General features: G+C 68.6%; 7 protein-coding genes. 4 read left to right on the plus strand and 3 right to left on the minus strand.

Translation table 11 applies throughout. The features are described 5' to 3' along the window. Positions 1-51: 51 nt before the first annotated feature. Positions 52-2,091, plus strand: coding sequence for an acyltransferase family protein (locus ACWGSK_RS06820; protein WP_358503887.1), 2,040 nt, complete (start codon positions 52-54; stop codon positions 2,089-2,091). 211 nt (positions 2,092-2,302) lie between these two features. Next, positions 2,303-2,620: a hypothetical protein gene (locus tag ACWGSK_RS06825; RefSeq protein WP_358503884.1), complete on the plus strand. Its 318-nt coding sequence runs from the start codon at positions 2,303-2,305 to the stop codon at positions 2,618-2,620. 517 nt (positions 2,621-3,137) lie between these two features. Here ACWGSK_RS06825 and ACWGSK_RS06830 read toward each other — a convergent pair. The 3 genes from ACWGSK_RS06830 to ACWGSK_RS06840 all read right to left on the minus strand — a co-directional run bounded on the left by ACWGSK_RS06830 (position 3,138) and on the right by ACWGSK_RS06840 (position 11,071). Next, entirely contained in the window at positions 3,138-8,192 is a 5,055-nt protein-coding gene (locus ACWGSK_RS06830) for a DNA repair ATPase (RefSeq protein WP_452455394.1), read from the minus strand. 11 nt (positions 8,193-8,203) lie between these two features. Next, positions 8,204-10,249 (minus strand): flotillin family protein, encoded by a 2,046-nt coding sequence (locus ACWGSK_RS06835; RefSeq protein WP_452455395.1) that lies wholly within the window; start codon positions 10,247-10,249, stop codon positions 8,204-8,206. A 180-nt stretch (positions 10,250-10,429) separates the two neighbouring features. After that, positions 10,430-11,071, minus strand: coding sequence for a DUF1449 domain-containing protein (locus ACWGSK_RS06840; protein ID WP_452455396.1), 642 nt, complete (start codon positions 11,069-11,071; stop codon positions 10,430-10,432). Between the two features lie 307 nt (positions 11,072-11,378). Between ACWGSK_RS06840 and ACWGSK_RS06845 the strand changes: the two genes are divergently transcribed. Both ACWGSK_RS06845 and ACWGSK_RS06850 read left to right on the plus strand, forming a co-directional pair. After that, complete coding sequence (locus ACWGSK_RS06845; RefSeq protein WP_358503872.1) at positions 11,379-11,807, plus strand: YciI family protein; 429 nt, start codon at positions 11,379-11,381, stop codon at positions 11,805-11,807. Positions 11,808-11,889: 82 nt separating this feature from the next. Beyond that, on the plus strand, positions 11,890-13,161 hold the full coding sequence (locus ACWGSK_RS06850) for an RNA polymerase sigma factor (protein WP_452455397.1): 1,272 nt from the start codon (positions 11,890-11,892) through the stop codon (positions 13,159-13,161). Positions 13,162-13,170: the final 9 nt, after the last annotated feature.

Here is a 13,170-nt window from a genome sequence, read left to right on the forward strand (position 1 = left end):
AGACCGGGAGGTCGACCCACGTACGCGCGCCCTTCACCCGGGCGGGCCATCATGGCGACCTCCCCGTTCCCTTCGCGAAGGTCGTCCGTGCGTTCTCCCGTGCCCACCGAAGGCCACCGGCCGGAGATCGACGGGCTTCGCGCGATCGCCGTCCTCCTCGTCGCCGCCTACCACATCTGGTTCGGCCGGGTCTCCGGCGGCGTGGACGTCTTCCTGCTGCTCACCGGCTTCCTCATCACCGGATCCCTGGTGCGGGCCGCCGGCCGCGGACGCATCCGCTACGGGGACTTCCTCGCGCGACTGGCCACACGGTTGGTGCCCACCGCCGTCCTGGTGATCGGGGCGACCCTGGTCGCCACCCGGTTCCTCCTCCCGGAGACCCGGTGGCGCGACACGGTCGCCGAAGGAGTCGCTTCGGCGCTCTACCTCGAGAACTGGCACCTGGCGCTCGGGTCGGTCGACTACCTGGCCCGTGACGACGGCGCGAGCCTCTTCCAACACTTCTGGTCGCTTTCGATCCAGGGGCAGTTCTACCTGCTGTGGCCGCCGCTGATCGGCCTGGCCCTCTGGTGGGCGACCCGGAGAGGAACCTCCCCGCGGCGCGGCCTCGTCGTCGCCCTGGGCGCGGTGTTCACCGTCTCCCTGGCGTACTCGGTGTACGTCACCCGAACCGACCAGACCTGGGCCTACTTCGACACCGGCGCGCGCCTGTGGGAGTTCGCGCTGGGCGGTCTGCTCGCGCTGTTCCTGCCGTACCTGAAGCCGGCGAAGAGCCTCCGGATCCTCCTCGGCTGGGCCGGCCTGGCCGCCCTCGTCCTCTGCGGTGTCCTGCTCCAGGTGTCCACGGTCTTCCCCGGCTACGCGGCACTGTGGCCGACCCTTGCGGCGGCCGCCGTCGTCGTCGCGGGAACCACGGATTCACGCTGGGGCGCGGACCGGATGCTCACCCCGCGCCCGGTGCGCTACCTCGGCTCGATCTCCTACGCCCTGTACCTGTGGCACTGGCCGGTCCTGGTGTTCTACCTGGAGTTCACTGGCCGAACCCTGGCGAGCCCCCTCGGCGGCGCGATGGTCCTCGCCGTGTCCATGGCCTTGGCCGCCGCGACGACCCCTCTGGCCGACCGGGTCACGACCTACGCCCGGGCTTCGCGGGTCCGAGGCCCGGCCCTCGCCTTGGCCTGCCTTTCGCCACTCCTCCTGGCCACGACCGTGTGGACCACACACATGGACACCGAACAGCGACGCCTGGAGGAACTCATCGCCGATCCGCAGCGCTACCCGGGCGCCGCGGCGATCGGCGCCGAGCACGGAGAGTACCCCGACCCCGTCCACCCCGCTCCCGCCTCCGCGGCCCAGGACACCCCGCTCACCTACGAGGACGGCTGCAACCAGACCATCGCCGGAACCGAGGCGATCGTCTGCGAGTACGGGCCCGAGGACGCCGACCGCACCATCGCCCTCGTCGGCGGCTCCCACGCCGCCCACTGGTTCCCCGCCCTCGAAGTCATCGCGGAGCAACAGGGCTGGCGACTGCTCAACATCGTCAAGGGCGCCTGCCTGTTCACCGACGCGCCCCAGCTCTACAAGGGTGAGCCCTACACCGAGTGCGCCGAGTGGAACCAAGGCGTGATGGCCGAACTCGCCGACCTACGCCCCGACACCGTGTTCACCACAGGCACCACCACCAGCCTGGACACCACCGCCGGTTTCGGCGAAGAGGTCTTGGTGGAGGGGTACGTCGACCGCTGGCGCGAGCTGGAGGCCCTGGGCATCGAGGTCGTCGCGGTCCGCGACACCCCGCGCCTGGGCTTCGACGCCCCCGAGTGCCTGGCCACGGCATCCCCAGAGGAATGCACGGCGCCCCTCACCGACTCGATGGCCGAGGCCTCCCCCTTCGAAGCCGCCGACCTCGACCTCCCGAACAACGTCGTCACCCTCGACCTCACCGACCGCATCTGCGAACCCGACCTGTGCCGCCCGGTCGTCGGCAACGTGCTGGTCTTCTGGGACGCCGGACACATCAGCGCCACCTACATGCGCACCCTCGCCCCAGAGCTGCGTGACCGCCTCCTGACCGCCACCGAGTGGTAGACACACGAACGCCTCAGCGAGCGTGCCGTTCGTACTGTCGCTCCACCACGTCGACCACCGTATGGACATCGGCCCAGGGGTGATCGTCGTAGTGGTCCGCCCTGGTTCGGGCCGTGATCTCGATCTTCACCGGCTCGGGACCTCGCCCCGAAGACACGGAGGCTCTTCGCCCGGACCACTTGAAGTGGTCGCGTAGGCCTACGAAGTACTCGTGCTCCGTTTCGCCCTCCCCAAGGATCAGGACCTTGGGACGCTCTCGAAGCCCACCCGGTCGTTTACCCGGGCTGCGACCTCTCCTCATCGGGGGTTCCTCTCCTGGGCCCTGACGCTCTACGGGGGTTCGTGGGCGAAGGGCTTCGATCTCGGCCTGTTCCTCGGGAGTGAGGGGGATCCTCTCGACCTTGTAACCATCGATGCCGGTGCCGACCGCGCCTGCCGGTTCGGTGAGGCGGCGCAGATGTTCTGTATCGCCGGCCGGTGGTCGGTTGCCTCGCAAGGACCCCAGATCCCCGGAAATGACACGGAGTGAGGTTCTGAACCATCGACGTACTCGGTTGAGGGCGCCGACCGCCTCCGAATGGAACGTGGTGGGGCTCGCGAGGGATTTGGGGCAGGCCATCGCCTTCTGGGCCGTAAGAAGAGAACGCCGGTGTCCATCTGAATGGATCACCACGCACCTTACGCCGCATGAACGCGATCGCCCTGACCACGGAAGACTTCCCGGAGGCGTTTGCTCCGAAGATCCCGGTCGTCTTGAGCGGACCGATCTCGTCGGGTGAGGGGAATCCAACGGCGCTCTGCTCGGCGGGTACGAGGATGAGTTCCTGCTCGTCGCGTAGCGACCGATGGTTCTCTACCCGAAAACTCGGCAGTATGCCCTTGACTCGTCGTTCGTCGCGACGCTCCAAGGCTTGGCTTTTCACTATGCCCGCATCACTTTAGAGGAGTCGTGAGCACATGCGCAGGGGCGGGGTGAACTTCTGTGGACAACTCGAAGGGCCGGTTCCGGGGCGTCCCCGGAACCGGCCCTTACCGGCCGAACGGTGTCAGCGGTCGTTGTTGTTGAGCGCGGTACCGATTTCTCCGACCCGGTCGGCGAGCAGGCCCATCGCACCGATGGCCCTGGTCATCGGGTCGTCGTCGGCTCCGCCCAAGGCCCGGCCCCGACGGAAGCCGTCCTTGACCTCGGCCCAGCGCCGTTCCTGCTCCTGGGTCATCACCCCGCGCAGCTCGGCGAGCTTCAGCAGGTTGGCCTCGGCGCCCGACGTCAGGGTCTGTGCCTCGCCCAGGTAGTGGTCGTCGATGACGGCCTCCACCTCGGCTTCGTTCATGACCGGCACGATCTTCTCGGAGAGCCGGTTCATGTTGCGGTACGAACCCTGGAGCTGGAAGGGCGGTTCGGTGCGGGAGTCCTCGGACTGCGCGGCCGAGGCGATGTAGGCCTGGTTGTTGGCCAGCACCACTTCCTGCACCCGCAGCAGCTTCTGGAGCACCGACACGATCCGGTCCACCTCGGCCGCCGAGTACGGGTGCTTCAACCGGTCCGTGCCGACCGACTCGTCCCCCTGGGCCATGCGCACGAACGTGTGCACGTCCTCCTGGTCCCGGGTGGACAGCGGCGCCAGGGTCGGGTTGGAGGTGATCGCGTTCTCGATGTAGCTGAGCGCGAACAGCTCCTCCTTCCCGGACAGCACGTCGCCCAGGTTGTACACGTCGGCACGGTTGGCCAACATGTCCGGGATCCGGAACCGCTTGCCCTGTTCGGTGTAGGGGTTACCGGCCATGCAGACCGCGAACCGCTTCCCGCGCAGGTCGTAGGTGCGGGTTCGGCCCTCCCACACGCCCTCCATCCGGCGCTGCCCGTCGCAGAGCGAGATGAACTTCTGGAGCAGCTCGGGGTTGGTGTGCTGGATGTCGTCCAGGTACAGCATCGTGTTGGCGCCCATCTCCAGCGCGAAGGAGATCTTCTCGATCTCCTGGCGGGAGGTGGCGTCCGGGGCCTCGGCCGGATCCAACGAGGTGATGGAGTGCCCCAGAGAAGGCCCGTTCACCTTGACGAACACCAGCCCCAACCGGCTGGCCACGTACTCCATGAGCGTGGTCTTGCCGTATCCGGGCGGGGAGATGAGCAGCAACAGGCCGCTCTGGTCGGTGCGCTTGTCGTCACCGGCCGCCCCCAACTGCTTGGCGAGGTTGTCCCCGATCAGCGGCAGGTACGACTCGTCCAACAGACGGTTGCGCACGAACCCGCTCATCACCTTCGGCTTGTACTCCTCCAGCCGCAGACGTTCGCGTTCGGTGCCCACCAGGTCGTTGCGGCGCCGTTGGAAGTCCCGGTAGGCGGGCACGTCCACGGCCTGGAACCGGCGGGTGCGCGGCAGGATCTCGTCCAACCGCACGGAGAGCGACCGCCCCTCGATCCTCGGGTGGGACCCCAACAGCCCCGGCACCTTCTCCTCGACCGAGGCGGAGGACTCGTACCGGTTCACGGTGGCGAGTTGCAGCGCCACCGCCTCGGGCAGGTCACCCGGGGCGGCCGGTTCCTCCAGGGTGGTCGCGTAGGCCTCCAACCAGGCCGTCACGAGCTGGTGTCGGGCGGCCACGTCGTCGCCGAGCCCTCGCAGGTCCTCCTCGAAGGCCTTACGGGTGGTCTCGCGGGTACTGCCCAGAGCCCGGTGGAACCGGTCCAGCAGGGTGCGCGCACCCGCACCGGAGACGAATCCGCGCCGGTTCGGACCGTCCAGGGCCATTTCCTCGAACAGGTAGTCGCCCACCGTTTCGAGGTCGGTGTCCTGGTGCAGCCCGGTCTCGGTGAGGAAGGTGTCCACGGCCTCGGCGAGCTCGGTGCGCAGGGCGTCGATCGCCGCCGACCTCCGCGCCCCGAACACGCTCCGGGCCCGGGCCAGGGAGACCGCGCGAGTACGCCAGGAACGTCGCAGCCCCTCGTCCGCCCCGTTGGCCCAGAACAACTGGGCGACCGCGCGCACCTGCCCCGGGTAGCGCAGCAACTCGGCCCCGGCGCGCAACCGCAACAGCACCGACAGGATCTTCGCGGCGTCGTGGTCGTGCACGCCCCGCTCGTATCCCTCGTCGTAACGCGACTCCGCGACCCCGCGCACCAGCGAAAGCAACGAGTCGCCGTTCTCGGCGTGCAGCTCCGCGTCGTGCAGGGCGTCCAGGGACAGCCCTTCGGCGCCTTCCTCGGCCGTGGCCAGGATCGACGTGGCCAGGTACTCGGCCCGGTACACGTCGGGGCTTTCGGAGACCAGAAGCCGGTCCCACAGGTGCCGGGTCTCCTGGAACGCCTCGTCGGTGACGGGCGAGCGGAAGTCGGTACCGGTGATGGCCACCGACATGTGTCCGTCGTGCGGAGTGAGGGTGAGGTCGATGGGTTGGGTGTTCACCGCGAAACGGTGCCTGCCCAACCGGATCGTCTCGCCCCCGGGCCCGCCCTCGAACAGGTCGCTGCGGTCCTGTAGGGCCCGTCCGGCCTCCTGCCGGGCGGCCAGGATCTGGCCCTCCAGCTCCTCGGCGCGGACGGTGTCACCGAGTTCGCGCATCTCCGTGACGGTGCGGCGCAGTCGCGTCACCATCGCGTCGGACGCGAAGTAGGTGTTGATGTCCTCCAGCGTGGTCAGGGTGGAGACCCGCCGGTGCACCCCCTCCAGGACACGGGCGGCCGAGGACGCCAGACGGTCGGCCCGCCTGGACCTCTCGTCCACCAGCGACTGCTTGCGGGTGGAGAACGCCTCGTAGACGTCCTCGCGTTTGTCGGCCAGCTCTTGGAGGAAGTCGTCGAACTCCGCGAAGCGCGACTCCAGGTTCTCCAGCTGGAGCATGATCCGGCCGAGCTGTTCGTCGCAGCGCTCCGGGGTGTCCGCGGCGGCGATCGCCCCGGTGATGGCCTGTCCCAGCAGCGCGAACTCGGCGGCGAACTCGGCCCGACCCTCCAGGGCGAGGAGTTCCTTGCGCCGGGATTCCAGGGTGGCCCGGGCGCGGTTGACCCCGCCCATGACCTCGCTGATCCGCTCCAGGATGCGGGTGCGCACCTGGGCGTCGCCGATGTCGAGTGAACCGATGACCTCGGTGACGACCTGCAGGCCCTCGGTCTGTTCGGCGATGCGTTCGCCGACGGCGGTGGCGGCGCTGACCGCCTCCAGCGCCTCGGCGTCCTCGACCAGCCGCTCCACCTCGGAGTGGTAGCCGTCGAAGGCGTCCTCCTGCTCCAGGAAGGACACCGTGCGCCGGCCGGTGGAGGCGATCTCCTCGTCGAGGCCCTGCTCGATCGCGTCGATCCGCTCGCCGTCCACGTAACGCATCTCGCGCAGCGTGGCGGCCTGACCTTGGGCGCGGCGCAGTTCGGTCAGACGGGTCACCCAGCCCTCCGCCGACCTCGGGGTCTCGCCCCTGGATCGACGGATGAGCGCGGTGACCTTCGCCTCGGTCTCCGCGAGGGTCTCGGCGGCCTGCCGGGTCAGGGACTGGACGGTCTCGAACTCGTCCAGCACCCGCTCCGCGGTGCCGCGTACCTCGGTCAGTGGAGCTGCGAGGTCGCCCAGTTCCTCGTCACCGAGCCAGTGGAACCGGTCCAGGACCCTCCGGCAGGAGGCGATGATCGCCTCGAACACCTCGGTGGAGGGCCGCATGTCCTCGGCGATCCGCGACACCGACAGACTCTCCGATATGCCCTGCACCAGTTCGGCGTTGCCGATCCGCTCCAGGGGCCCGGTGCCCACCGGCTGTGCGGCGGCGTACACGTCGGACACGAACGGGGTCCGCCACACCTGCATCGGGTGCACCCGGGTGGGTTCGCCCGAGCCGTCGCGGAACACCGTCATGGTCCCGTCGTCGAACAGCGAGTGGCCGTGACAGACGATCGGGTTGGCGACCTCCTTGCGGATGGTGTTGTAGGGCAGCAGCAGGCTGCGCCCATCCGTTGGGGAGTGGAAGACGTACAGCACGTCCTCACCGTTGGGAGAACGCACCACCCGGTCGAACTCCAGGTCGGTGACGTCGGTGTCGAAGGTCCGCGCCACCCCGGTGGCCAGGTAGTAACCACCCGGGAAGATGAGCCCTTGGTCGTCGGGCAGCCGCTGGCAGGAACGGCCGATGCCGTCGAGGCGCTCGACCTCCTTGGTCCGCTTGTTGAAGACCAGGTACCGCCACGTGGTCTCGTTGTACGGCAGGACCTTCAGCAGGATCAGCGCGCCGACCTCGGCGTGGAACACCGAGGCGTCGGCCAGGCTCTGCAGCGGCTCGTCGACGGGCTCGCTGTAGATCCCCTCGCCGACCTCGGTGTTGTTCTCGATCTTGATGGTCAGGTCGCCGCCGACCGTCTCCACGAACAACTCGTCGCGGATCGAGATATGCGGATGCCGCCCCATCACGTGGTTCTCGCGGGTGGCCTCCACCCACTCGAAGTCGTGCGCAGGCGGGAACACGTGGTCGCGTTCGCCCCGGTCGTCGAGGTAGGCGATCTCACCGGCGGGCGAGACCGACCACCTCAGGACGCGGACGTCCTCCGTTCTCGGGCCGGTCTGGAAGACGGCCAGCAGCCGCTCCTCGACCCTGCGCAGCTGGAGCAGGCGGGCGTCGCGGTAATAGCGGTACAGCTGCTCGAAGTCCTGCCGGAAACGCTCGTCCGCGAGCAGCCCGGGGATGGCGTCCTCGGCCGCGTCGGTGAACTCGAAGGAGTCGTCACCGTGCTCGTACCGGTGCAGGGAGAACACGTCGGGGACGTGTGTGGTGCTCTGCATCCCGATGTAGACGTTGTAGCCGAAGAGGATCGTGTCCCCGCCGGCGTCGTCTCCGACGGAACGCCCCACGCTGACGATGTCGCGCGGCACGCAGTTGTGTTCGGTGCGGATGCGTTCGGTGCCGAGCAGGGCCAGCTCGGTGCCGCCGAACACCTCCAACCGTCGGTTGTTGAGCTCCTCGGTCCGTCGGGCCAGTTCGCCGGTCTGTTCGCGGAGCCGGGCGCGGAGCACCTCATAGGTGCCCGCGTCCAGCGACCGCGCGTCCTCGGCTTCGGGCCCGGGGCCTTCGGTCTCCTGGAGCCGTGCTTCCTGGGGCTGTGCGCCCCCGGACTGGGCCTCGGTCACGGAGGACTACCTCACTGCTTCACGGGGGCGAGTGCGTTGACGGGCAGCTGGTCCAGCCCCATGGAACGGGCGGTGCCGAGCAGCCGGTCCAGCTTGCCGGTGTCCGGGCCGCCCGCGCCGATCAGCTTGAGCAGCAGCGCGGAGACCGTGAGGTTCTTGACGTCCTCGGTGTCCACCTCGGCCAGGACCCTCTTGATGTCCTCGGCGAAGTTGCCCTCGCCGTTCAGCCAGCCGTTGCCCAGCGCCTGCACGGTCTCGGAACCGTTGACGAACCCGTCCACGGCCTTGCCCATGCCGATCGAGTTGACCATCCGGTCGAAGAAGGCGCCGTCGCCACCGACGATGTTGATGTCGGCGCTTTCCAGCCCGGCGGCCATGGCCGTTGCCTGGGCCTCGGCGATCTGACGGTTGACGTCGATGCCGGCGAGGCGGACCTCCTTCTCCGCCTCCAGACGCAGGCGGTACTCCTCGTGGTCGCGGCTGACCTCGTCCAGGGCGGCCATCGCGGCGGCCTTGTCGGTCAGACCCGCGGCCTCGGCGCGCAGCTTCTTCTCCACGGCGTCGGCCTCGACGTCGGCCTTCTCGCGGGCCACGACGGCCTCGGCGCGGCCCAGCTTCTCGACGGCCTCGGCGTCCTGCTCCCGGACCTGGACCTCGGCCAGACCCGCGGCGGCGGCCTCGGCCTGCAGGCCCTCGGCCAGGCGGATCTTGGCGCGGGTGTCCAGCTCGGCGGCCTGCTGACGGGCCTCGGCGAGGGTGAGTTCCTCCTGCGCCTTGTGCTTGGCCGCGGCTTCGGCGGCCTCGGCGGCCTTGATGTCCTTGACCAGGTTCTCCTGGGCCTCGGCCTCGGCGTGGATGATGATGGCCTGACGCTGGCGCTCGGCCTCCTCCACGGCCCGCAGCTTCTTGATCGCCTCTTCCTGCTCGGCGACGGTGCGGTCGACGGCGATCCGCTCGCGGACGACGTCGGCGACCTCGCGCTTCTCGGCCTCGACCTCCTTGTCCTTGGCGATGCTGCTCAGCTCGGTCTCGCGCTCGCGGCCGATGACCTCCAGCATGCGGTCCTTCTCGATGCGTTCGGTCTCGATGGCGATGACCCGCTCGCGGTTCTTCTCGGCGACCGCGATCTCACGCTGCTGGTTCTGGTGCTGGACGCCGAGCTGCTCGGAGGTGCGGATGTTGGCGGTCTCGGACTTGAGACGCTCCTCGGCCTGGACCCGGGCGGTCTCGGCCTCCTCGCGGGCGCGGATGATCTCGATCTCGCGCTTGGCCTTGGCGGCCGCCTCCTCACGACGCTTCTCCAGTTCGGCGAGGGTCTCGGCGGTCTCCGTGTCCTGGCGGTCGATCTCCTTCTTGCGGTCGTTCTCGAACTCGTTGGTGCGCTTGTGCTCCCGGGCGGTGCGCTCGGTGATCTTCGAGATGCCCTGCGCGTCCAGGATGTTGTTGGCGTCGTGCTGGTGCAGCGGGGTCTGCTCCAGCTCGTCGATGGCCACGTCCTCCAGGATGTAGCCGTTGAGGTCGGTACCGATCAGGGAGACGATCGCGTGCCGGAACTGCTCGCGGTGGGTGAACAGCTCCTCGAAGTCGAACTGCTTGCCGACGGTCTTGAGCGCCTCGGAGAACTTGGAGTTGAAGAGCTCCTGCAGGGTGTCCTGGTCGCTGGCGCGTTCGGTGCCGATCGCCTTGGCGACCTTCTTGACGTCCTCGGCGGTCTCGTTGACCCGGACGTAGAAGAACACCGTGATGTCGGCGCGGATGTTGTCCTTGCAGGTCAGGCCTTCACGGCCACCGCGTTCCAGGGTCAGGCTCTTGAGGGAGATGTCCATGATCTCGGCCTTGTGCAGGACCGGGAGGACGATCGATCCGGTGAAGGTGACGTGGACGTCCCGCACCTTGGAGATGATCAGGGCCTTGCCCTGCTCCACCTTGCGGAACAACCTGGTCACCATCAGCAGTAGGGCCAGGAGGACGACGATTCCGATGGCGATGGCGACACCGATGGTCAGGAAGGTGGCATCGGCCGCTTCCTGTCCGGTGGCCGGAGCACTCAGCAACACGTAGGGGTCTCTTTCTGCGAGCGGCGTGGATCGGGGGACACGCGGCGTCGGGCGGAGGGACGGGAGCGGGACGGCCGTGCCCGAAAAGATCGCTTGTCAGGGGTTATGACGCGTCCGCGTGGCGAACGGTTCCGAAGTGGACAAGATCATCCCTGCTCATCGCGGGTGGAGCCGGGACACTCAGTGCTGGCCGGGATCCAGAGCGGGGTCGAAGGCGGTGACGAGGAAGTGGTCGTCGGCCGCGTCGTGGTCGAAGATGAGGGCCGTGCTGCCGACGGACAGGACCTCGCCGCCGGTCGTTCGCACCGGGATGGAGATGGCGGCTCCACCGGCGGTGGTGATCTCGGCCTGGCCGAAGTCCTCACGGGCCTCACCGATGCGGATGCGGCAGGTGCGGCCGACGAGTTCGTGCTTGGAGTCGCCCTTGCGCTTGGGCAGGAACCGCTGGAGTCCCATCACCACGCCGCTGGTGACCGCCCACGCGGCGACCAGGGCGATGAGTAGGACGACGGCCCCCAGGGCCCACAGCATCGGCGCGGAGGTGGTCTCGATGAGGCTGGTCACGATGCTTCCCATCATGCTGACGAACCAGGCCACGCAGATCAGCATGGTCAGGGCCACGGTCACCGGAACCCTCCCCAGTCCGGCCTTGCTCAGGACCGCGCTGAGCCCGGCGACGTCACCGTCGGCGTCCACGCTGTCGAGTGCTTCGGTGTCCGCGGCACCGACGATCACGAAGATCCAGTAGCCCAGGACCACGATGAGCATCGGCGTGAACAGGACGGTGGGGAATCCGAAGGCGGTACTCAGGAACAGGCCCATCCCGCGTACTCCTTCGTGTTCTCGTGGTTCCGCGACCGGCGCCGGGGGAGGGCGACCAGGGTTCGTATCCGTCGGAACCGTGCCGAAACCCTATCGAACGCCCCAGCTCAGCACGTTCCCCGGGGTGTTCGTTGACCACTTGTGGCCGGCACCCCGCTCCGTGGGCGCAGGTCGAACGAGCCGCGCTGGGAAGGAAGGAGGAGTAGGAAAAAAAGTTCATGGCGGGTGTCGATCCGGCGTCGACCCGTTCGACGAACAGGTGAGAGCGGGGAAGACCCCGCCGGACACTCGAAAGAGGGCGAACACCATGCGTTACCTGATGTCGATCATGAGCGACCCCGCGTCCGAGGCCGCCGACTACGAGCCCGGGCCCGAGATCTACGAGGCGATGGCCGCCTACAACGAGGAGCTGGCCAAGGCCGGGGTCCTGCTGACCGGTGAGGGCCTGGCCCCCACCTCGGAGGGCGCCGAGGTCGTCTTCCGCGACGGGGAGGCCACCGTCGTCGACGGGCCCTTCACCGAGGCCAAGGAGTTCATTGCCGGGTACTGGGTGCTCCAGGTGTCTTCGCACGCCGAGGCCGTGGAGTGGGCCAAGCGTTGCCCGCACCCGCCCAAGGGGGACCCGACCGAGATGAAGCTCCAGCTGCGCCGGATCGGTGAGCTGGAGGACATGGACGACATGCCCGAGGAGCTCAAGGAGCGAGAGCGCGCCCTGCGCGCCCAGCAGGAGGGGTGAGCTTCCGGTGGTACGGGGGCGGGTCCGCGTGGGCCCGCCCCCGTACCTTGCGGCCGGAGCCCGCCGGTGCTGTCATGATGCGGTGGATCATACGGATGTGACGCGCCAGGTGGAGGCGGTCTGGCGGATCGAGTCGGCCCGCCTGATCGCGACCTTGACGCGCATGGTCGGCGATGTCGGATCGGCCGAGGAGTTCGCGCAGGACGCGCTGGTCACCGCGCTGGAGAAGTGGCCCCGGGAGGGTGTGCCACGTAGTCCCGGGGCCTGGCTGACCACCGTCGCCAAGCGGCGGATCCTCGACCGCTGGCGCCGGGACGAACGTTTCCGGGACCGCATGGTGGAACTCGGCCGGGAGTTCGTCGAGCACGACGGACAAGCGGAGTTCGACGCCGTCCTGGAAGAGGACTACGGCGACGACCTTCTCAAACTCATGTTCGTGTGCTGTCATCCCGTGCTGTCCACCGAGGCTCGGATCGCGCTCACCCTCCGCCTGCTCGGTGGACTCACCACCGACGAGATCGCCCGCGCCTTCCTCGTGCCGGAAACCACCATCGCCCAGCGCATCGTGCGGGCCAAACGACGGCTGACCGAGAAGAGGGTTCCGTTCGAGGTGCCCTCGGGTGCGGACCGCGACGCCCGCCTCGCCGACGTGCTGGAGGTCCTCTACCTGGTGTTCAACGAGGGGTACACGGCCACCTCGGGGGAGGGGTGGCTGCGTTCCGAACCGTGCGAGGAGGCCATGCGCCTGGGACGGATCCTCGCCGGGTTGATGCCCAAGGAACCCGAGGTGCACGGGCTGATCGCGCTCATGGAGCTTCAGGCCTCCCGGTTCCGGGCCCGGATCGGTGCCGATGGGGCGCCGGTGACCCTCGCCGATCAGGATCGTTCCCGGTGGGATCGGCTGCTCATCCAACGTGGACTGGTCGCGTTGGAAGGTTCGATCCCCGTCGATCCCGCCCGTCCACGGGGCGTCTACTCCCTCCAGGCCGGCATCGCCGCCAAGCACGCCACGGCCCACACCGCCGAGGACACCGACTGGCGTGGGATCGCCGTCTTGTACGAGGTGCTGGCCCGCCGCACCGGGTCGCCCGTGGTCGAACTCAACCGTGCGGTGGCGGTGTCGATGGCGATCGGGCCCGGTGCGGCACTCGACATCGTCGACGCCCTGCGCGATTCCGGGGCACTGGACGGCTACCACCTGCTCCCGGCCGTTCGCGCCGACCTGCTCCAGCGTCTCGGACGAGGTGAGCAGGCTCGTGCCGAGTACGAACGGGCCGCCGACCTCACCCGCAACGAACGCGAACGCGCCCTCCTATTGGAGCGCGCCCGTTCTGCCGTGGGCAGTGGGCTCTAGCGACGAGCG

The sequence above is a fragment of the Nocardiopsis sp. NPDC055551 genome, assembly GCF_053619415.1.